The organism is Deinococcus taeanensis (assembly GCF_020229735.1).
GTDB lineage: Bacteria > Deinococcota > Deinococci > Deinococcales > Deinococcaceae > Deinococcus > Deinococcus taeanensis.
The window spans coordinates 2,008,581-2,029,534 of the sequence record NZ_CP083455.1; the positions used below are offsets into that span (position 1 = coordinate 2,008,581).

The 20,954-nt window shown below is 66.3% G+C and carries 20 protein-coding genes; 13 read left to right on the forward strand and 7 right to left on the reverse strand.

Annotated features, from left to right (window positions below; all coding sequences use genetic code 11):
- The first annotated feature begins 90 nt into the window (after window positions 1-90).
- From tuf to rplL, 8 genes are all read left to right on the forward strand, one after another.
- Complete coding sequence (tuf, locus tag LAJ19_RS09670) at window positions 91-1,308, forward strand: elongation factor Tu (protein ID WP_225475552.1); 1,218 nt, start codon at window positions 91-93, stop codon at window positions 1,306-1,308.
- Between the two features lie 558 nt (window positions 1,309-1,866).
- On the forward strand, window positions 1,867-2,034 hold the full coding sequence (gene rpmG / locus LAJ19_RS09675; protein WP_012692576.1) for a 50S ribosomal protein L33: 168 nt from the start codon (window positions 1,867-1,869) through the stop codon (window positions 2,032-2,034).
- Window positions 2,035-2,113: 79 nt separating this feature from the next.
- Window positions 2,114-2,293, forward strand: a complete 180-nt coding sequence (gene secE / locus LAJ19_RS09680; RefSeq protein ID WP_225475553.1) for a preprotein translocase subunit SecE — start codon at window positions 2,114-2,116, stop codon at window positions 2,291-2,293.
- Window positions 2,290-2,862: a transcription termination/antitermination protein NusG gene (gene nusG, locus LAJ19_RS09685; protein ID WP_225475554.1), complete on the forward strand. Its 573-nt coding sequence runs from the start codon at window positions 2,290-2,292 to the stop codon at window positions 2,860-2,862. Before secE ends, nusG begins: the two co-directional genes overlap by 4 nt.
- A gap of 172 nt (window positions 2,863-3,034) precedes the next feature.
- A complete protein-coding gene (rplK, locus tag LAJ19_RS09690) occupies window positions 3,035-3,469 on the forward strand; it encodes a 50S ribosomal protein L11 (protein ID WP_225475555.1) in 435 nt (144 codons plus the stop codon).
- Complete coding sequence (gene rplA / locus LAJ19_RS09695; protein WP_225475556.1) at window positions 3,462-4,163, forward strand: 50S ribosomal protein L1; 702 nt, start codon at window positions 3,462-3,464, stop codon at window positions 4,161-4,163. The genes rplK and rplA overlap by 8 nt, the downstream gene beginning before the upstream one ends.
- 195 nt (window positions 4,164-4,358) lie before the next feature.
- Window positions 4,359-4,856 carry a 50S ribosomal protein L10 gene (gene rplJ / locus LAJ19_RS09700; RefSeq protein ID WP_225475557.1) on the forward strand — a complete coding sequence of 166 codons (498 nt, stop codon included), beginning with the start codon at window positions 4,359-4,361 and terminating at the stop codon, window positions 4,854-4,856.
- A 63-nt stretch (window positions 4,857-4,919) separates the two neighbouring features.
- The gene (gene rplL / locus LAJ19_RS09705) at window positions 4,920-5,282 is read left to right on the forward strand and encodes a 50S ribosomal protein L7/L12 (protein ID WP_225475558.1); all 363 of its coding nucleotides are present in this window, start codon (window positions 4,920-4,922) and stop codon (window positions 5,280-5,282) included.
- Between the two features lie 51 nt (window positions 5,283-5,333).
- On the opposite strand, the gene LAJ19_RS09710 is transcribed toward rplL, so the two are convergent.
- From LAJ19_RS09710 to LAJ19_RS09725, 4 genes are all read right to left on the reverse strand, one after another.
- On the reverse strand, window positions 5,334-5,975 hold the full coding sequence (locus LAJ19_RS09710; RefSeq protein ID WP_225475559.1) for a hypothetical protein: 642 nt from the start codon (window positions 5,973-5,975) through the stop codon (window positions 5,334-5,336).
- The gene (locus LAJ19_RS09715; RefSeq protein ID WP_225475560.1) at window positions 5,933-6,244 is read right to left on the reverse strand and encodes a GIY-YIG nuclease family protein; all 312 of its coding nucleotides are present in this window, start codon (window positions 6,242-6,244) and stop codon (window positions 5,933-5,935) included. Before LAJ19_RS09715 ends, LAJ19_RS09710 begins: the two co-directional genes overlap by 43 nt.
- Window positions 6,241-6,795, reverse strand: a complete 555-nt coding sequence (locus LAJ19_RS09720) for a DUF2239 family protein (protein ID WP_225475561.1) — start codon at window positions 6,793-6,795, stop codon at window positions 6,241-6,243. Before LAJ19_RS09720 ends, LAJ19_RS09715 begins: the two co-directional genes overlap by 4 nt.
- Window positions 6,796-6,891: 96 nt before the next feature.
- On the reverse strand, window positions 6,892-7,683 hold the full coding sequence (locus tag LAJ19_RS09725; RefSeq protein ID WP_225475562.1) for a hypothetical protein: 792 nt from the start codon (window positions 7,681-7,683) through the stop codon (window positions 6,892-6,894).
- Window positions 7,684-8,046: 363 nt separating this feature from the next.
- Here LAJ19_RS09725 and rpoB point away from each other — a divergent pair, with 363 nt between their 5' ends.
- Together rpoB and LAJ19_RS09735 are read left to right on the forward strand one after the other, a co-directional pair.
- Window positions 8,047-11,502: a DNA-directed RNA polymerase subunit beta gene (rpoB, locus tag LAJ19_RS09730; RefSeq protein ID WP_225475563.1), complete on the forward strand. Its 3,456-nt coding sequence runs from the start codon at window positions 8,047-8,049 to the stop codon at window positions 11,500-11,502.
- Between the two features lie 79 nt (window positions 11,503-11,581).
- Complete coding sequence (locus tag LAJ19_RS09735; RefSeq protein ID WP_225475564.1) at window positions 11,582-16,201, forward strand: DNA-directed RNA polymerase subunit beta'; 4,620 nt, start codon at window positions 11,582-11,584, stop codon at window positions 16,199-16,201.
- A gap of 64 nt (window positions 16,202-16,265) precedes the next feature.
- Here LAJ19_RS09735 and LAJ19_RS09740 read toward each other — a convergent pair whose 3' ends face one another.
- Entirely contained in the window at window positions 16,266-16,619 is a 354-nt protein-coding gene (locus LAJ19_RS09740) for a DUF1905 domain-containing protein (protein WP_225475565.1), read from the reverse strand.
- Window positions 16,620-17,221: 602 nt separating this feature from the next.
- Window positions 17,222-17,755: a DUF2721 domain-containing protein gene (locus LAJ19_RS09745; RefSeq protein WP_225475566.1), complete on the reverse strand. Its 534-nt coding sequence runs from the start codon at window positions 17,753-17,755 to the stop codon at window positions 17,222-17,224.
- 149 nt (window positions 17,756-17,904) lie between these two features.
- Between LAJ19_RS09745 and LAJ19_RS09750 the strand changes: the two genes are divergently transcribed.
- A complete protein-coding gene (locus tag LAJ19_RS09750) occupies window positions 17,905-18,303 on the forward strand; it encodes a hypothetical protein (RefSeq protein ID WP_225475567.1) in 399 nt (132 codons plus the stop codon).
- 80 nt (window positions 18,304-18,383) lie between these two features.
- Window positions 18,384-19,532 (forward strand): aminotransferase class I/II-fold pyridoxal phosphate-dependent enzyme, encoded by a 1,149-nt coding sequence (locus LAJ19_RS09755; protein ID WP_225475568.1) that lies wholly within the window; start codon window positions 18,384-18,386, stop codon window positions 19,530-19,532.
- Between the two features lie 52 nt (window positions 19,533-19,584).
- Here the strand turns inward: LAJ19_RS09755 and LAJ19_RS09760 are convergent, their stop codons facing one another.
- Window positions 19,585-19,893 (reverse strand): hypothetical protein, encoded by a 309-nt coding sequence (locus LAJ19_RS09760; protein ID WP_225475569.1) that lies wholly within the window; start codon window positions 19,891-19,893, stop codon window positions 19,585-19,587.
- A 94-nt stretch (window positions 19,894-19,987) separates the two neighbouring features.
- Between LAJ19_RS09760 and LAJ19_RS09765 the strand changes: the two genes are divergently transcribed.
- A complete protein-coding gene (locus LAJ19_RS09765; RefSeq protein WP_225475570.1) occupies window positions 19,988-20,752 on the forward strand; it encodes an exodeoxyribonuclease III in 765 nt (254 codons plus the stop codon).
- The last annotated feature ends 202 nt before the right edge of the window (window positions 20,753-20,954 follow it).

Genomic DNA, 20,954 nt, shown 5'->3' on the forward strand with positions numbered 1-20,954 from the left:
GCCCCTGCGCTTTGCGTTTCCGCGGCGGACTTGTACACTGTCAAGGCTTGCCTGCACCTGCGGGCAGTTCCATTCCAGGAGGACACACACATGGCTAAAGGAACGTTCGAGCGCACCAAGCCCCACGTGAACGTGGGCACGATCGGTCACGTCGACCACGGCAAGACCACCCTCACGGCCGCGATCACCTTCACGGCCGCCGCGATGGACCCCACCATCGAAAAACTGGCCTACGACCAGATCGACAAGGCCCCCGAAGAAAAAGCCCGCGGCATCACCATCAACACCGCGCACGTCGAGTACAACACCCCCACGCGCCACTACAGCCACGTAGACTGCCCCGGCCACGCCGACTACGTCAAGAACATGATCACCGGCGCCGCGCAGATGGACGGCGCGATCCTGGTGGTCAGCAGCGCCGACGGCCCCATGCCCCAGACCCGCGAGCACATCCTGCTCGCCCGTCAGGTCGGCGTGCCCTACATCGTCGTGTTCATGAACAAAGTCGACATGGTCGACGACGAAGAACTGCTCGAGCTCGTGGAAATGGAAGTCCGCGAACTGCTCAGCAAGTACGAGTTCCCCGGTGACGACCTCCCCGTCATCAAGGGCAGCGCGCTGCAGGCCCTCGAAGCCCTGCAGGCCAACCCCAAAACCGCCCGCGGCGACAACAACTGGGTGGACCGCATCTGGGAACTGCTCGACGCGGTCGACAGCTACATCCCCACCCCCGAGCGTGACACTGACAAGCAGTTCCTGATGCCCGTCGAAGACGTGTTCACCATCACCGGCCGCGGCACCGTCGCCACCGGCCGCGTGGAGCGCGGCACCGTCAAGGTGCAGGACGAAGTGGAAATCATCGGTCTGCGCGACACGAAGAAAACCACCGTCACCGGCATCGAAATGCACCGCAAGCTGCTCGACAGCGGCATGGCGGGCGACAACGTGGGCGTGCTGCTGCGCGGCGTGGCCCGTGATGACGTCGAGCGCGGCCAGGTGCTGGCCAAGCCCGGCAGCATCAAACCCCACACCAAGTTCGAAGCCAGCGTGTACGTGCTGAGCAAGGACGAAGGGGGCCGTCACAGCGCGTTCTTCGGCGGCTACCGCCCGCAGTTCTACTTCCGCACGACGGACGTGACCGGCGTGGTGGAACTGCCCGAAGGCGTGGAAATGGTCATGCCTGGCGACAACATCACCTTCGTGGTGGAACTGATCAAGCCCATCGCCATGGAAGAGGGTCTGCGCTTCGCCATCCGCGAAGGTGGCCGCACCGTCGGCGCCGGCGTCGTTGCCAAGGTCCTGGAGTAATTCCTCACCATTGAACAGAAGGAGCCCCCGTCTGGGGGCTCTTTTCTTTAGGTCCTGGCAGGCGTGACTCCAGAATTCGATCCTTCTCAGGTCTGACGCACTCCTGGGGCCACGGCAGGTGTGGCCGTACCCGCGCGCGCCGGAGCGACCCATCCGGTGAGGAAACCCAGGCTTGATCACCCGGGAGAGTCCAGGCAGGCCATCCGAATTCTTATCGGACGCTTGCCCCTGATCCGTGGTTCATTCACCGGTCCTGGCTTCTGCTGTCCCCCTGTTCAGCCAGAACAGGAAAGGCAGGATGCCTCTTGCCCAGGTTCTCCTTCCGGCAGCGGAAGTGCCCGTGAGAGCCGCTCAGCATGCGCAGCACGGACAGATCCCCTTCAGGGTGGGCGGAACAGTAGACACCTGGGCTCCCGGTGCCTATAATCCGAATGTTGCCCGCCAGAAGGCGGGCTTTTACCAGCGTGTCCAACTCCGCCAGCGCGCGAGAAGGACCTCTCCTGTGCGGGAGAGGCTGGGAGCAAACCCTCCCCGCGAGGGCTTGCGAAGGAGCATCTCATGGCGAAAGACGGCCCCCGCATCATCGTGAAAATGGAAAGCACCGCCGGCACCGGCTTCTACTACACGACCACCAAGAACCGCCGCAACACGCAGGCGAAAATGGAACTGCGCAAGTATGACCCCGTGGCCAAAAAGCACGTGGTCTTCAAAGAGAAGAAGGTCTGATCGACCTGCTGCCCGGCCCTCCGGTTCCGGGGGGCGCTCAGCCGGATGATCGCCTTCTCTCTCTGTCGCAGGTGAACGCATGAACTTGATTCAGTACTTCCGTGATTCGCGCGCAGAACTGGCGCGTGTCTCATGGCCGACCCGCCAGCAGGTGCTGGAAGGCACCCAGGCTGTGCTGATCTTCGTCGTGGCCCTGACGGTCATCGTGTATGCGCTTGACCTGCTGTTCGGCACCCTGATCAAGGTGGTTCTGTCATGAGCATCGAATGGTACGCCGTGCACACCTACGTGGGGCAGGAAGACCGCGTGGAGCAGCACCTGATGGAACGCGCCACCAAACTCGGCATGCGCGGCACGAAGATCTTCCAGGTCATCCAGCCTGAAGAGGAAGCGGTGGAACTGCGTGAGGGCGGAAAGAAGGAAACAGTCCGCCGCAAGTTGTTCCCCGGGTACGTGTTCGTGCAGATGGACGTCGAGGATGACGACGCGCCGGGCGAACTGGGGGAGTCGTGGGAAGTCGTGCGCGGCACCAACGGCGTGACCGGCTTCGTCGGCACCGCGACGCGTCCTGTGCCTCTGTCCCATGACGAGGTGCAGCGTCTGCTCGCCTCGGTGGGTGTGGCTGCTCAGCCTGTCGTGGAAGAAGCGCCACGCGTGAAGATCGACTTCAAGGCGGGCGACATGGTCCGCGTGACTGGTGGTCCCTTCGCGGACTTCAGTGGCGTCATCAGCGAAGTGAACATTCCGCAGGCGAAGGTCAAGGTGCTGGTCAGCATTTTCGGCCGTGAAACGCCGGTGGAGTTGGACTTCAGCCAAGTCGCCAAGTAAGCATCTGCACCCGCTGGCCCGGACCCCGCTTGGCAAAACAGGCTGGGGAAGGTAAAATCGAAAAGTTGCTGTCATGTCACGCCCGGACCCAGTCCGGCGGGCAGGCCAGAACTTAGCGTCAGCACCCCGGACGGCACACGCTGCCGGTCAGGGGGAGCTAAGGAGGAATCACATGAAGAAAGTCGCAGGGCTCGTCAAACTGCAGCTCCCGGCGGGCAAGGCCACTCCGGCCCCCCCCGTGGGTCCCGCGCTCGGTCAATACGGCGCAAACATCATGGAGTTCACGAAGGCGTTCAACGCGCAGACGGCCGACAAGGGTGACGCAATCATCCCCGTTGAGATCACCATCTACGCCGACCGCTCCTTCACCTTCATCACCAAGACCCCGCCCATGAGTTACCTGATCCGCAAGGCCGCCGGCCTCGCCAAGGGCAGCGCGACCCCCAACAAGGCCAAGGTCGGCAAGCTCAACTGGGACCAGGTGCTGGAAATCGCCAAGACCAAAATGCCTGACCTGAACGCCGGCAGCCTGGAGGCCGCCGCGAACACCGTGGCCGGCACCGCCCGCTCCATGGGCGTGACCATCGAGGGGGCCCCCAATGCCTAAACACGGCAAACGGTACAACGCGCTGACCGCCAAGGTTGACCGCAACAAGCAGTACACCATCGACGAGGCCGCCGCGCTGGTTCGTGACATCGCCACGGCGAAGTTCGACGAGACGGTCGAAGTGCACTTCCGCCTCGGCATCGACCCCCGCAAGAGTGACCAGAACGTCCGCGGGACGGTCGCGCTGCCTCACGGCACCGGCCGCACCGTTCGCGTCGCCGTGATCACCAAGGGTGACAACGTGCAGGTCGCTGAAGCGGCGGGCGCCGACGTGGTCGGCAGTGATGAACTGATCGAGCGCATCGCCGGCGGCTTCATGGACTTCGACGCCGTGGTGGCCACGCCTGACATGATGGCCCAGGTCGGTCAGAAGCTTGCGCGTCTGCTCGGACCGCGCGGCCTGCTGCCCAACCCCAAGAGCGGGACCGTCGGTCCCGACGTCAGCGGCATGGTGCGCGGCCTCAAGGCCGGCCGCATCGAGTTCCGTAACGACAAGACCGGCGTGGTCCACGCCCCCATCGGCAAAGCCAGCTTCGACCCCAGCAACCTCAGCGCCAACTACAGCGCGCTGATCAGTGCGCTGGAAGCCGCCAAGCCCGGCAGCACCAAGGGCGTGTTCCTGCGCAGTGCCTACCTGACCACCACCATGGGGCCCAGCATCCAGCTGACCCTCAGCGGCGGCAGCCAGGCCTGAGTGCCCAGGGGGCGAAGTTCACAGCGGACTTCTCCCCCACCCCAGATCAGCACCCCGGTGCACACTCGCACCTTTTCAATCCGTTTTCATTCCGGCACCAAAGACAGCGGGGACCCTTGCCAGGTTTAAACAGCCCGCCGAGTTGCCAGGGCGCGACCGTGCACCTGGACCTCGTTCCCACCAAGGAGGTACTGCGTGGCGAACGAAAAGAACCAGCAGACCCTCAGCAGCCTTAAGGGCAGCCTCTCGGGCGTCGAGACGTTCTACGTCGTTGACTACCAGGGCCTGACCGCCGGACAGCTGAGCAAACTGCGCCAAGACATCCGCGAGAAGGGCGGGCAGCTCATCGTTGCCAAGAACACCCTGATCAACCTGGCCCTGCAGGACGGCGGCCGCGACTTCGCGGACGCCCTCAAGGGCCCCAGTGCCGTCGTTGTCGCTCAGGAGGACCCCGCCGGGGTCGCCAAGGCGCTCAGTGACGCCGCCAAAGGCAACGACAAGGGCATCCCGACCGTGAAGGCCGGCTTCGTCGAAGGCAACCGCGTGGACGTGAAAGTTGTGGAACGTCTCGCCAGCCTCGGCAGCAAGCAGAGCCTCCAGGGCGAGCTGGTGGGCGTGCTCAGCGCGCACCTCAGCAGCTTCGTGGGCATCCTCGAAGCGTACAAAGACAAACTCGAAGGTCAGGGCGCCTGAGCGCCCCGCGTGCCTCACCCGGCACGCCCTGCACCACCCACTTCATTTTCGGAGGAACACATCATGGCTTACGACAAACAGGCGCTTATCGACCAGCTCGGCCAGCTCACCATCATGGAACTCGCGGACCTCATCGACGGTCTGAAGGAAACCTGGGGCGTGACTGCCGCTGTGGCCGCCGGCCCCGCCGCTGGCCCCGCTGCCGCCGTTGAAGAGAAGACCGAGTTCGACGTCATCCTCATTGACGCCGGCGCGAGCAAGATCAACGTCATTAAGGAAATCCGCGCCATCACCGGCCTGGGCCTCAAGGAAGCCAAGGACATGAGCGAGAAGGGCGGCGCGCTGAAAGAAGCCATCAGCAAGGACGAAGCCGAGAAGATCAAGGCCCAGCTGGAAGCTGCTGGCGCCCGCGTCGAACTCAAGTAAGTCCCCCTTCACCGGGAGTGCACCCTCAGCTTCGGCTGGGGGTTTTTCCTTTTACCGTCGCGGCAGGGTGCCCAGGCCCAGCACGGTCGAGGTGAGGGCCGAGCGCTGCGTCTGTTCAAGCACCTGCCGCACGAAGCGTGAGATGTCGCGGCGCAGCAGATTGACGCTCTGGGCCGGCAGGTCCGTGCGGGACGCCAGGGCAAGCCGCACCCCGTAGTCGGGATCAGCCGTCAGGGTGAGCAGCAGCGCCTGCGGCAGCTCGGGGCGGGCGGCAATGCGGGCCCGGACAAGCCAGGCCGGGTGCGTGGCCAGGAGCGCCACTTCCGGGCCACTCAGGTCAGGCCGGGCGGCCAGCAGGACGAGCTGCTCCACAGGCCCGTGCCGGATCAGGAAGGTCCTGAGCCACGCGGGCAGCTCCGGCTGGCGCACGAAGGCCTGGAAAGCGCTCACCGGCCAGGCGCGCAGCAGCTGCGGGTCGGCGAGGCGCAGCAGTGGAAGAGCTGGGTTGCACAGGACCTCCCGCGGGAATTCGGCGGCCAGCTGCCCCAGGACCGGGGCGGGCGTGTTCGGGTGGCCGGCCACCGCCGCCCGGACGTGGGGGTCGCCGTGGGCAGCCAGCTGGGCAAGCTCGGCGGCCGGGAGGTCGCGGTTCAGTACCGCTGGTGGGAAGGGAGGTTGAGGTTCTCCAGCCATAACGCAAGCAGCTCCTTCAGGTCGGCGTGGGAGGGGGCACCTGCGTCGGTGGGCTGGAGGCTGTCCAGCACTTCGAACGTGAAGGCGGCCGGGCCGTCCTGCTTCCAGTCTCGCTGCAGGGCGGGCGCCCGGTGCAAGGCGTGCTGTAACTCGAAGCGGACTCTGTTCAGGGAGGCAGATGCGTCGGCGCTGACTCCCAGCAGCGTACGGCCGCTGGGGCGGTGCGTGACCCGGTAGACGCCCGGGCGGGGCGCGTGGGGAGGCGTCATGCGTCGGCGAGGGCCGGAGCGGCGAGGTACAGGGCGTGCGCGCGCACGTCGGCGGGCCAGCCAGCCAGGTGAACCTCGAAGCGTGCGCGGTCCCCGGCGTACAGGGCGCGGGTGGCGTCTTCGAAGCCGGGAAGATCCCCGCCGACGGTGCTGAGAAACCGGTCGGTGGCCGCCTGGGCCTGGGCCCGGCGCTCGCCGTCGGGATCAGCCCTGCGGGCTTCGTCGATCAGGCGGCGCAGCGTGGCGGACGCGCCGGACCGCTGGCGTTCCAGCCATGCCCAGTGGCGTGGCAGGAGGCTCACCTCGCGTGACACGACGCCCAGTTTGGGGCGGCCGGGACCGCTGCGCTGGGGCTCGGGGGCGTGGCGGGCCAGCACTTCATCAAGCGTGCCGCCCAGGTCGAAGTCGACGCTGCGGCCGGTCAGATCATCGACCACCAGAGTGCGGGCGTGGTGCGAGCGGGCGTGCAGGAAAGTCAGGGTCGCTTCGAGGGGTGCGGTCAGGAGGCGGGTGTGCTGTTCAAAAACGGTGTACGTTTGAGGGTCAGACATGATCCAATATTACCCGGGAGAAATTGCAGAGACAATATTCCCTGGGTAATACAAATGGCCTGTGTGCCCGCCAGCCCATCTGTTCAGCCGGAGCGCCTACTTCACCTCCCGCCGCAGTTCCCGGCCCAGCTGAAACCACTCCCGCTCCTGGCGCCGGTACAGGTTCGTGGCGCGCGCCTCCGTCTTTGCCAGCGCCTCCAGCACAGGCCGGGCCTCCTCACGTCGCCCCTGGCGAACCAGATACGCCGCGTACCGGGCCCGGGGTTCCTCAGTGGTGGCGGCCGCCATGGCCTGCCGGTAGGTGGCCTCCGCCTCTGCCTTACCCTGCGCCTCCTGCGCCTGGGCAAGGAGCGTCAGGGTGCGCGTGCGGGTCGCGGCGCTGCTGCGGAGGTCCACGTGCCCCAGTTTGCCCTCCGCGGCGGCCGGATCGCGCCGCGCCAGGTCCAGCTCCGCGCTGGTGAGCAGCACCACCGGATCATCCGCGTAGATGCCACTGAGCAGCGGCGCCAGCGTGCTCTGGGCCTCCTCCAGCCGCCCGGCACGGGCCTGCAGCGCCGCGAGGTCCGCTCGGCGCTGCAACGTGTCACTGTCCTCCAGTTCCGCCTGCGCCTCACGGATGCGGGTCTCCAGCGGCTTCAGGGCTTCCACGCCGCGCGCCACGACCTGCCCGGCCGCGCGGCTCCCGCCACGCGCGGCCGGCAGCAGCACCATATAGGCATACACCGCCGCGAAGGCCAGCCCGAACAGGCCGCCGAACAGCGCGCCGAACAGCAGCATTACGATCCAGTACACCTGCTGCCGCGTCACCACCGCGTGGATCAGACCGACAACGGCCAGCAGGCGCAGCGCATTCACAAGCAGGGGCAGATAGGGTTGCAGGGCGTCCACGATCTCATGCTACGGGCCAAGCGGCCCTCAGACGCCCCGCCCGGCAGTGTGCCCGGCCCGCCACCGGGGTTGATGAAGAGCCCGCCCGGCCCGGACGGATTGATTCGGCGGCGGACGTGAGGCATACTTCCGCTCACGAGTGACCCGGAGCGCACGCTGCGGCCCCATTGACCTGTAATGCAGCACAGGCCTATACTGTCCTGTGCTGACCATGATGGGTCGGGCAGGAGTTCTTTGCGGCGAATGGGTCTGCAAAACTAAGTCTTTGTTCAGGGAACGCGACCAGAAGGGTTGCGCTTCCCACCTGCGTCTTTTCCAGCCCCGGAAGACGCACGGGAGATACAGGGTGCGTGCGAGGTGGACATGAGCCCAAGCAGTAAAGGACCCCGCATCGAGCGTTTCGGTGACATTGCGGACGTGATTCCGCTCCCCAACCTCACGGAAATTCAGGTCAACTCCTTCAGGGCTTTCCTGCAGGCCGACCGGGCGCCCGACCGGCGCGACAACGTCGGCCTCCAGAGCGCTTTCAAGGAAGTCTTCCCCATCGACGAAACCGAGAAAGGCCGCTCCACCGGGCTCGTCCTGGACTTCCTGGAGTACCGTCTGGGCGAGCCGCCCTACACCCCCGAGGAGTGCCGCGAGAAGGACGTCACCTACCAGGCGCCGATGTACGCCAAATTGCAGCTGATCCACAAAGACAGCGGCCTGATCAAGGAAGACCAGGTGTTCCTGGGTGACCTGCCCCTGATGACCGAGGACGGCTCCTTCGTCATCAACGGCGCCGACCGCGTCATCATCTCGCAGATTCACCGCTCCCCCGGCGTGTACTTCACCAGCTCCTACAAGGGCATCAAGAAGATGTACACCGGCGCGATCATCCCCATGCCCAAACGTGGCCCCTGGATTGAACTGGAATTCGCGGGCGGCATCCTGGAAATGAAGGTGAACAAGCGCAAGTTCCCCGTGGCCATGCTGCTGCGCGTCCTGGGCTACGACGACGCCAGCCTGCGCACGCTGTTCACGGAGTTCGAGCCGGACATGGAACTCCCCGAGGACAAGAGCGCCGGCATGGGCGCCGACGAGGCCCTGCTGCGCCTGTTCACGGTCCTGCGCCCCGGCGACCCGCCCAAGCGCGACAAAGCCATTCAGTACCTGTACGGCCTGCTGGCCGACCCGCGCCGCTACGACCTGGGCGAACCCGGCCGTTTCAAGATGAACACCAAGCTGGGCGTGCAGCGTGAAGAACGCACCCTGCTGAACTTCGAAGACGGCAAATTCACCGATGCCGGCCTCGTGGACACCATCCGCTACCTCATGGCCCTGCAGTACGGCCGTGAAACGGTCGGCATGGTGAACGCCGACGGCGTGGTCACCAACGTGCCCGTCGCCGAAGACGACATCGACCACCTCGGCAACCGCCGCGTGCGCACGGTGGGCGAACTGCTCGCCGACCAGCTGCGCGTGGGCATGGGCCGCATGGCGCGCGGCGTGCGTGAACGCATGCTGCTCGGCAACCCCGACGCCGCCACCCCCACCAAGCTCGTGAACAACCGCCCGATCGTGGCGGCCATGCGCGAGTTCTTCGGGCGCAGCCAGCTCAGCCAGTTCAAGGACCAGACCAACCCGCTGTCCGACCTGCGCCACAAGCGCCGCATCTCGGCCCTGGGGCCGGGCGGCCTGACCCGCGAACGCGCCGGCTTCGACGTGCGCGACGTGCACCGCACGCACTACGGCCGCATCTGCCCGATCGAAACGCCCGAAGGCGCCAACATCGGCCTGATCTCCTCGCTGGCCTCCTACGCGAAGGTGAACGACCTGGGCTTCATCGAGGCGCCCTACCGCAAGGTGGAAGGCGGCCGCGTGACTGACGACGTGGTGTACATGACGGCCGACATCGAGGACCGTTACACCGTCGCGCAGGCCAACAGCCCCCTGAACGAGGACGGCACCTTCAGCGACGAGCGCGTGCTCGCCCGCCGCAAGGGTGACCCGCTGTGGTACACGCCTGAAGAAGTGGACTACATGGACGTGTCCCCCAAACAGATCGTGTCCATCAACACGTCCCTGATTCCCTTCCTGGAACACGACGACGCCAACCGCGCGCTCATGGGATCGAACATGCAGTCCCAGGCCGTGCCGCTGGTGCGCGCCGACAGCCCCGCTGTGGGCACCGGTGTAGAGCGCCGTGTCGTGACGGACAGCGGCACCAGCGTCGTCAGTGACGTGACCGGCCGCGTAACCTACGTGGACGCCCGCGTCATTCAGATCACCCTGACCGAAGACGCGCCCGCCGCCGGCATGAACACCGGCAACGTCCGCACCTTCGAACTCGTGCGGTTCACCCGCAGCAACCAGGGCACCAACCTCGACCAGCACCCCATCGTGGACATCGGTGACACGGTCCAGGCCGGGCAGGTCATTGCCGACGGCCCTGCCAGCGACCTGGGCCGCCTCGCCCTGGGTCAGAACATCACCATCGCGATCATGCCCTTCGACGGCTTCAACTTCGAAGACGCCATCTGCATCAGCGAAGGCCTCGTGCGCAAGGACTTCTACACCTCCGTGCACATCGAGAAGGACGAGATCGAGGCGCGCGACACCAAACTCGGACCGGAGAAGATCACCCGCGACATTCCCGGCCTGAGCGAAGCGGCGCTGCGTGACCTGGACGAGGACGGCATCGTCCGCGTCGGCGCCGAAGTGAAACCCGGCGACATCCTGGTCGGCAAGACCAGCTTCAAGGGCGAGTCGGAGCCCACCCCCGAAGAGCGTCTGCTGCGCTCCATCTTCGGCGAGAAGGCCCGCGAAGTGAAGGACACCAGCCTGCGGGTGCAGTCCGGCCAGGGCGGCATCGTCGTGAAGACCGTGCGCTTCCGCCGCGGCGACGAGGGCGTGGACCTCAAACCCGGCGTGCGCGAGATGGTCCGCGTGTACGTCGCGCAGAAACGCCAGCTGCAGGTGGGCGACAAGGTCGCCAACCGGCACGGGAACAAGGGCGTGGTCTCCAAGATCATGGCCCCCGAAGACATGCCCTACCTGGAAGACGGCACGCCGGTCGATCTGGTGTTCAACCCGCTGGGTGTGCCTTCGCGCATGAACCTCGGGCAGATCCTGGAAACCCACCTGGGTGAAGTGGCGCGCCTGACCGGCCAGAAGTTCGAAACGCCCGTGTTCGACTCGGTGACCGAAGCGACCATCAAGGAAATGCTGGAAGTCGCCGCGGCGGAACGCATCCAGGCCCGCAAGGACGAAGGCTTCGAACTCGACAAGCGTGAACAGAACGTCCTTGACCGCGCCGCGAAACTCGGCGTGATCAGCGACACCCAGAACGACTACGAGAAAGCCCAGATGGAACTCAGCCGCACCGGCAAGAGCGTTCTGTACGACGGCCGGACCGGTGAACCCATCAGTGGCCCCGTGGTGGTCGGCACCATGTACGTCATGAAGCTGTACCACATGGTGGAAGACAAACTGCACGCCCGGTCCACCGGGCCGTACTCCCTCATCACCCAGCAGCCGCTGGGGGGTAAGGCGCAGTTCGGCGGCCAGCGCTTCGGGGAAATGGAAGTGTGGGCGCTCGAGGCGTACGGCGCCGCGCACACCCTGCAGGAAATGCTCACCATCAAGTCTGACGACATCGACGGCCGCGACGCCGCGTACCAGAGCATCGTCAAGGGTGAGGAAGTTTCCGGCAGCACCATCCCCGAGTCCTTCAAGGTGCTCGTCAAGGAACTCCACTCGCTGGGCCTGGACGTCGAAGTGCTCGACAACGGCGACAAAGCCGTCGACATCTTCGAAGGCATGATGCCCAAGCGCTGATCCCCAGGCGCCGGGAAGGGCCGCGCGGCCCTTCCCACCTGGACCGCACCGACAACAAGCGTCTCTCACAGGAGAAGCCGTGAAAGATTTCAGCAAAGTCCGCATCGCCATTGCCAGCCCGGAGAAAATCCGCGAGTGGTCCTTCGGCGAGGTTGAAAAGCCCGAAACCATCAACTACCGCACCCTCAAGCCCGAACGCGAAGGCCTCTTCGACGAGCGCATCTTCGGGCCGCAGAAGGACTACGAGTGCGCCTGCGGGAAGTACAAGCGCCAGCGCTACGAAGGCAAAGTCTGCGAACGCTGCGGTGTGGAAGTCACCAGCAGCAAAGTGCGCCGCTACCGCATGGGCCACATTGACCTGGCCACGCCCGCCGCACACATCTGGTACGTGAAGGACACCCCCAGCAAGATCGGCACGCTGCTTGACCTCAGCGCCGGCCAGCTGGAGAAGGTGCTGTACTTCAGCTCCTTCCTGGTGACCGACCCCCGCAACGCCCAGAAAGACGGCCGCCCCCTGAAACGTGGCGAGCTGCTCAGCGACGACGAGTACCGCGAACTGCGCTTCGGCCGTCAGGAAACCTACAGCCTGCAGGGCGGCGTCGACGCGGAAATCCGCGACGGTGAGTACGTCACCCGCGGTCAGATTCTCGGCGGGAATGTCGTCAGCAAGATGGACGGCCTGGCCCAGTACCGCTTCCCCCGGCGCGCGATCATCGCGTACGCCGAAGGCGTCGAGGCCACCCTGCCTCTCCCCGCGGAAGCGCTGGTCGAGCAGGACACCTTCCGCGCCGGTGAAATCCTCGCCGAACTGGAAAGCGACGTGCAGCTCACCGCGCCCGTGGACGGCACCATCGTGCTGCACGAAATGGGTGAGGACAGCGTCCTCGTCGAGCTGCGCGAAGGTGTGGACGAGGAAGGCGTGCCCAGCGGTGAAGTGCTGGCCCGCGTGTACGTGCCGCACGGCATGAACGTGCAGGTTGTGCACGGCGAGATCGTGGAGGCCGGCGCCGTCCTGGCCGACGCGGCCAGCGGCACCCGCCTGCGCGTGAGCCGTGACAGCCGCCTGAGCGGCGTGACCTTCCCCAAGAAGAAGGGAGACGTTCAGGTTACCGCCCACTGGACCCGCCGCGCCGAGTACCCCATCAACCCCACCATGCACGTGCTCGTCGGGGACGGCAGCGAGGTCCGCAAGGGCCAGAAGGTCGTCGGGGCCATCGACAAGGAAGAAGAGATCGTCGCCGAAACCGACGGGATCATCACCCTGCACAACCCCGCCAGCATCATCGTCAGCAAGGCCAAGGTCTACACCTACCAGGACGAACCCCTCGTCGTGAACGGTGACCGCGTCGAACCCGGCGACGAACTTGCCGACGGCGGCGAACTGCGCAGCGAGATCAGCGGCCGCATCGAGATTGACCTGGTGCGCAAGCAGGTGCGCGTCATCGAATCCTACGACTTCGACGCCAAAATGGGTGCCGAAGCCGTCAAGGAACTCCTCGACGACCTGAACCTGGACATCCTGGAAGCCGAGCTGAACGAGATGATGAAGGACTCCAGCCGGCACAAGCGCGCCAAGGCCCGCAAGCGCCTGGAAGTGACCCGCGCGTTCAAACGCAGCGGCAACCACCCCAGCTGGATGATCCTGAACACCGTGCCGGTCATGCCCCCGGACCTGCGCCCCATGGTGCAGGTGGACGGCGGCCGCTTCGCCACCAGCGACCTGAACGACCTGTACCGCCGCCTGATCAACCGCAACAACCGCCTGAAGAAGCTCATGAGTCAGGGCGCGCCGGACATGATCATCCGCAACGAGAAGCGCATGCTTCAGGAAGCGGTAGACGCCCTGATCGACAACGGCCGCCGCGGCAGCCCCGTCACGAACCCCGGCTCCGACCGCTCGCTGCGCTCCCTCACCGACCTGCTCGGCGGGAAACAGGGCCGCTTCCGTCAGAACCTCCTCGGGAAGCGCGTCGACTACTCCGGCCGAAGCGTGATTGTCGTCGGCCCGCAGCTCAAGCTGCACCAGTGCGGTGTGCCCAAGCGCATGGCGCTGGAACTCTTCAAGCCGTTCCTGTTCAAGGTGCTTGAGGAGAAGGGCGAAGTCACGAACATCAAGCAGGCCCGCAAGATGCTCGAACGCTACCGCGACACCCGCGACAGCGTCTGGGACGCCCTGGAAGAGGTCATTGAGGACAAGGTCGTGCTGCTTAACCGCGCGCCCACCCTGCACCGCCTCGGCATTCAGGCCTTCGAGCCCGTGCTCGTCGAAGGGCAGTCCATCCAGCTGCACCCGCTCGTCTGTGAAGCGTTCAACGCCGACTTCGACGGCGACCAGATGGCCATCCACGTTCCGCTGAGCGCCCAGGCGCAGGCCGAAGCGCGCATCCAGATGCTCAGCGCCCACAACCTACTGTCCCCCGCGAACGGTGAACCCAACGTCAAACCCAGCCGCGACATCATCCTCGGGATCTTCACGCTGACCCTGCTGCGCAAGGACAACCTGGGCACCGGCAGTGAATTCGCCAGCGCCCAGGACGCCCTGAGTGCCCTGGAGAACGGCAAGGTCGCCCTGAACAGCACCATCACGGTCGCCGGGCAGGAAACCAGCCCCGGGCGCCTGAAGTACGTCTTCAGCAACCCGGACGAGGCCATCATGGCCGTCGAACGCGGCGAGATCGACCACCAGGATCACGTCCGCATCCGCCTGAACGGCGTGACCTACGACACCAGCGCGGGCCGCGTGATGTTCCGCCGGATCGTGCAGGAAGCCCTCGGCGCGCAGGCGCACCTCGTGGACACCCTCGTGAACCTCGAGACCGCCTACGAGAAAGACCACCTCAAGGACATGGTCATGGCGTGCTTCAAGCACCTCGGCATCGAGGCGACCGCCGGTCTGCTCGACGGCCTGAAGGACGCAGGCTTCAAGCTCTCCACGACCTCCGGCATCACCATCGGCATTGACGACATCGTCATTCCACCCGCCAAGACCGAGATTCTCGCCGAAGCGGACGCCAAGGTCGCTGAGATTGAACAGAACTTCGAGTTCGGCTTCATGACCGAAGAGGAACGCTACAAGCAGGTCGTGCAGCTGTGGAACGACACGAAGGACGAAGTCAAGAACGCCATGTTCGACAACTTCGGCAAGAACTACCCCTTCAACCCGCTATGGATCATGAGCCTGTCCGGCGCGCGCGGGAACGCCCAGCAGATCACGCAGCTTGCCGGGATGCGCGGCCTGATGGCCCGCCCCGACGGCAGCACCATCGAAGTGCCGATCCGCGCGTCCTTCCGCGAGGGCCTGTCCGTGCTGGAGTACTTCATCTCCACCCACGGCGCCCGTAAGGGCGGGGCCGACACTGCGCTGCGCACCGCCGACTCCGGCTACCTGACCCGCAAACTGGTCGACGTGGCCCACGAAGTCGTCGTGCGCGACGTGGACTGCGGCACCACCGACTACACCGCCATCCCCCTGGGCGCCAACGACGAGCGCACCGGTGAATGGCGCACCCGCAAGAGCAGCGAGATCGAAACCAGCATCTACGGCCGCACGCTGGCCGACGCGGTGGTCATCGACGGCCACACCATCGAAGCCGGCGAGATGCTGAGCCTGGAAGACGTCAAGGCCGTGACCAAAAACGCCAAGGCCCTCCAGAACGTGTTTGTCCGCACGCCCCTGAACTGCCGCGTCAAGAGTGGCGTGTGCCAGAAGTGCTACGGCTACGACCTCTCGCAGGCCAAACCCGTCAGCATGGGCGAAGCAGTTGGCGTGGTCGCGGCCGAATCCATCGGCGAGCCCGGCACGCAGCTCACCATGCGCACCTTCCACACCGGTGGGGTCGCCGGCAGCGGCGGCGGCGACATCACCATGGGTCTGCCCCGCGTGATCGAACTGTTCGAAGCCCGCAAACCCAAGACCAGCGCCGCCGTGGCCGACCGTGACGGCGTGGTCCGCATCGAGGAGGACGAAGAGCGTTACCTCGTGCGCATCGAAGCTGACGACGACCAGTACTCCAGCAAGACCGCCATGAAGATCAGCAAAGGCCTGCGCATGATCGTCAAGGACGGCGACCGCGTCGAAGCCGGCCAGCCCCTGACCCGCGGCGCCATCAACCCGCACGACCTGCTGCTGTACAAAGACACCGACGCCGCCCAGCGGTACCTGGTGGAGGAAGTGCAGCGCGTATACCGCAGCCAGGGCGTGAAGGTGCATGACAAGCACATCGAAGTCATCGTCCGCCAGATGCTCCGTTGGGTCGAAGTCACCGACGGCGGCGACACCGAGCTGCTCGAAGGGCAGACCGTGGAACGCTGGGAAGTGGACCAGGCGAACGACCTGCTGGAAGAAGGCCAGACCCCGGCCAGCTGGAAACCCGTCCTGCTGGGCATCACCAAGAGCAGCCTGACCACCAAGTCCTGGCTGTCCGCGGCGAGCTTCCAGCACACCACCCACGTGCTCACCGAAGCCAGCATGAAGGGCCAGGTGGACGACCTGATCGGCCTGAAGGAAAACGTCATCCTCGGGAAACTCATCCCCGCCGGGACGGGCCTGACGACCGTGCGCGACATGCAGGTCGCCGACGACCGCACGCTCGAGAAGTACGGCGAAGGCAACACCAGCAACGACTCCGTCACCGGAGACCGCAGCTACGACGACACGCGCCCCGGCGTCGTGAACGACAACGTCACCTACACCAGCTGACGCCGCCCACCCGGCAACGCCGACCCCCACCCCTTGCCGGGTGGGGGTTCGTCATGGCGACCCCTCAGCCGGGCGTGAGTGTCACGGACACGTCCTGCCCTTCCTCCAGCGCCTCTGCGCGGCGCACCGCCACCTTCACCGGCAGCAGGTACCCGCCATCCTTCGGGAACAGTGACGTGCGGAACGTCGTCTCCCCTACCGTGGCCCGGCAGGGAATCATGCCCCACCCGTACGTCACCAGCCGAGACAGGTCCCGAAGTATCACCGCCTGCGCCTCGGGTACCGCCACAAAGTCATGCGGCGCGGGGCCACGCCAGTGAAACAGAGACCCACAGAACTCAAGCTGCATGGCCCAGCGTACCCCCCGGTACGCCAGCTGGAACAGGCTCAGCGGAGCGCCGCGCTCAGAGAGGACCATGGCCGCCCCAGTTCGGCTTCAGTTGCTGCTCGGTGCCCTTCAGGCCCGCATCGCCCTGGAAGGTCCGGCGTGTCTCCAGGCCCGACGTACGAGTGCCGGGGAGGCTGGGCCGCTGCCGCACGTGCAGGACTCCGATCCGCACGGTCACTGGCTCACCACCGAGGTGAGCCGTCCACGACTGCCCCGGGGCATGTACACGTGCTGCCCGCGGCGTGAGCTGCAGATCTCGCATCGTGCCCAGCAGCCCACGCCCGGCGCTCAACACCTGCAGATGGGGCCGGCGATCAGCAGGGCCGGCGCGGACCATTCCGCTGTGAACTCTCAGGCAGCCGACCCGGCAGGACACTGGACGGCGGGATACTCAGCGTGAGGTGCACCCGACCGTCAGTGGGAAGGGGTGGCCTGCGCCGTCACCCAGAGAGCCGCCGCCAGCCAGTACGTCAAGCTGGGTAACGCCGCACGGCCCGTCAGCAGGGTCGTTCAACCCATGTGGGCAGGAGCCAGAAATGCCACAGGGTCTCAGCCTCGTCGCGGAGGGCGTACCTCCTGCACCGGAGCGCAGGGCCGCCACACCCTGTGTCGCCCTGCCCCTGGCGGCAGGGTCAGCGCACGTCCGGGCTGACTTCACGGATGAGGGTTTCGTCGTACAGGCTGGCGTAGTGCTGGCCGAGGTTCACGAGAAACTGCATTTCCTCCTTGGTGGTGCGGGCGCTCAGCCGTGTCTCGAAACTCAGGAGCAGCGCCCCGTATGCCAGGGAGCCGGCCCCCGCGATGGCCAGCAGGATCGGGAGGGGGCCGGCGGCAACACCGAGCAGGGCGCCTCCACCGATCAGGATGCTGGTGAGGACCAGGAGGGCCACGGCCAGGTACAGGGCCGTCATGGCGCGCACGATGATGCGGCTGCGGCGTGCCAGACGTGGAAGCTGCTGCACGATCATGCGTTTCTCATCTCGGGCCAGGGGCTCCAGGCGCCCGCCCTCCGTGACCAGCACCTTGAAGCGGGCCGTGAGCTGGCGCACGCGGTCTGTCACGCGGCCCAGACGACTGCTGGTGCTCATGAGCAGTGTCCCGGCGCCGCTGATCAGGACGGCCGGCGTGATCATGGCAGTCAGCACCTGCAGGTTCGTGTCGGCCATGCCCTGACGGTACGCGAAAAGGAAGGGTGGACCTCTTCGATAAATCTGCACATTCCCTGCATGGCGTCTGCACGGGAGGGCGCGATGCTCTGTCTCAGGAAGGAAGGGAGGCAGGGAGCGCACGGCCCCCGACCACAAGGAGAACCACCATGAAAAAGATTCTGCTGACCGCCGCCGCTGCCCTGAGCCTCGCCACCACCGCTTTCGCCGCCTCTCCGGTCATGGTGTACGCCAGTGACGGGAACGGGAACGAGTATCAGGGGCTGTACACCGAGTCCAGCTGGATGGCGATTGAGGTGCCGCTGAACGCCCTGGGTGGCAGCGTGCCGAGCAACCTGAGCATCGCCGTGAGCGGCCTGCCGCAGGGCACCTACGTGACGCTGGACAGCGTGTCCACCGACGGTTCGAACGCACTGCTGTACGTGAGTGTCAGCCGTGACAGCACGGAGACCGCCGTGAACAGCGTGGCGAACATCCGCGTGCAGTCCGGCGAGACCCTCCTGACCACGGTGCAGATCCCGGTGTACGGAGCCGTGTACGGCGAGTAAGTTCACCGCGCAGCTGTCCGGGCCGTCCGTTCCTTCGGGAGCGGACGGTTTCCGTTGTTGGGATGCTCTACCCTGCGGGCATGTGGGTGTCGAAGCGGGCGGGGGCGGTGCCGGGCAGCGTGTTTGCGTTGATGGACGGAGCGAAGGGGCGGGCACGCGCGGCGGGTCTGGAAGTGATTGATCTGAGTATCGGAAGCAGTGATCTGCCTCCGGCGGACAGTGTGCTCGAGGAGCTGAGGGAGGCGACGCGGGACCCCGGGACGTACCGGTACCCGCTGTTCAGTGACACGGCGCCGTTGCGGCGTGCGGCGGCGGCGTACCTCGCGCGGCGCTTCGGGGTGAGCGTGAATGCAGACGCGGAGGTGTTGCCGCTGATCGGGGCGCAGGAGGGCCTGGCGCACCTGCTGCTGGCGGTGACGGATCCGGGGGACACGCTGCTGCTTCCGGATCCGTGCTACCCCCCGTACCTGGGCGCGGCGGCGATCGCGGGGTTGAACGTGGTGACGCTGCCGCTGCGGGCCGATCGGGGGTTCCTGCCGGACCTGGAGGAACTGCCGGCGGGGCTGCGGCCCCGGGTCTTGCTGCTGAACTACCCGAACAATCCGACGTCAGCGGTGGCGGACGCGGCGTTCTTCCGGCGGGTGGCCGCGTGGTGCCAGGAGCGCGGAACGCTGCTGGTGCATGATCACCCGTACGCGGAGCTGACCTTCGGAGCGTACCGTGCGCCGAGTGCGCTGGAGGCGGGCGTACAGGGCGTGGTGGAGCTGCACTCGCTGAGCAAGACGCATCACATGGGCGGGTTCCGGGTGGGGTTCGCTGCCGGGGACGCTCAGGCGATTGGGGCGCTGGCGCGGGTGAAGGGCGCCACGGATTTTCATGCGTACCTGGGGATTCAGCGGGCGGCGGCGCATGCGCTGGGCCTGCCGGATGAGGTAGGCCGGGCGGGCGCGGCGGTGTTCGAGACGCGGCGGGACGCGCTGGTGCCGGCGTTACAGGCGCTGGGGTGGGGGGTGACGCAGCCGCAGGCCAGTATGTACGCCTGGGCGCGGGTACCGGGGGTGTCGGACAGTGTGGGGTTCGCGGTGCGGGCAGCGGAGCTGACGGGGGTGGCGGTCAGTCCGGGTGCGGCGTTCGGGCGGGGCGGGGAGGGGTTCGTGCGGTTCGCGCTGGTGCAGCCGCCAGAGGTGTTGCGGGAGGCGGCGCGGCGCCTGGGGTCGGTGCCGGTGTAGGGCGGGGGTGCGCGGGGCCGCTCTGGGCCCGGCCGCGCACCCCCTGTCTGCCTTATTTGTCGAACTTGTCGTAGCCGGCGGCGCTGCGGCGCTGGGCGCCGCGGGCGTAGTCCATCTGCATCTCGACGGTGTCGTGTTTGCCTTCGGTGAAGGTGCTGTCGTGAATCCAGTAGTTCAGGCGGTCCTCGCCCAGCTGCACCCAGAATTTGTGTTCGTCTTCGGGGTCGCGCCAGAACACGACGTGTTCGAAGGCGTTGTTCTGCGCCCAGGCCTTGATGTCCGACAGAACGCGCGCAGCCTTGGGGTGCGCCATCTGGAATTCCTGACCGTCGGCTTCGTTGCGGAAGGTGATCTCGACCATGGTGCGCTCAGCGTAACAGAAGTGGGGTGAAGGGCGGTCCTTACTGGACTGAACGTGCCTTGAGCGGTGAACCTGGGCGGTATGCTCCGGCGCGATGACGGACGCCGGGTTGAAGGTCACGACGCTGAACGTGAACGGGCTGCGCAGCGCGCTGCGTAAGGGCCTGCGGGACTGGGTGGCGCGCGAGGCGCCGGACGTGCTGCTGTTGCAGGAGGTGCGCGCGGACCCCATGCCTGGGGCGCTTGCGGACCTGGGGTACGAAGGGGTGTGGTTGCCGGCGCAGAAGGCCGGGTACAGCGGCGTGGCGGTTCTGGCGCGCCGGCCGCTGCTGCACGTGCGGGCCGGCATGCCGCACGCGGAGATGGACGCGGAGGGCCGGGTGGTGAGCGCAGTGGTGGAGGGGGTGCGGTTCGTGAGTGTGTACCTGCCGAGCGGCAGCAGCGGGGAGGCGCGGCAGGGCTTCAAGGACCGCGTGCTGGGCGACTTCCAGGCGTGGACGGAGGCCCTGATTTCGGAGGGCCTGCCGGTCGTGATCGGGGGGGATTACAACATTGCGCACCGGGAGGTGGACCTGAAGAACTGGCGCGGCAATCAGAAGAACAGTGGGTTTCTGCCGCACGAACGCGAGTGGATGACGCGGCACCTGGCGTGCGGGCTGACGGACACGCACCGCGTCTGCCTGGGGGATGCGGCGCAGTACACGTGGTGGAGCAACCGTGGTAACGCGTATGGGAATGATGTGGGCTGGCGGATTGATTACCTGCTGGCGGCGGGGGTGCAGGTGCAGGGCGTGCAGGTGGACCGTGCGGCGCGCCTGAGTGATCATGCGCCGCTGAGCGGGTGGGTGCACAGACCATGAAGTCCGCGTCAGGCCGGGCGGGCACGCGCGTGTTATGCTGAGCGGGCTGCCGGGTTCAGGACAGCGCCCCCGGTGGGACCAGTGGTCTTCCGGGATTCCGGGCGCAACCCGAGGAAGCGAATACCAGTTCCCGTGGGCGGGTTGCGCGCTGCAGCGCCACACAATGAGGCCTGAAGACCGCGTCTCACACGAGTTCACCCCC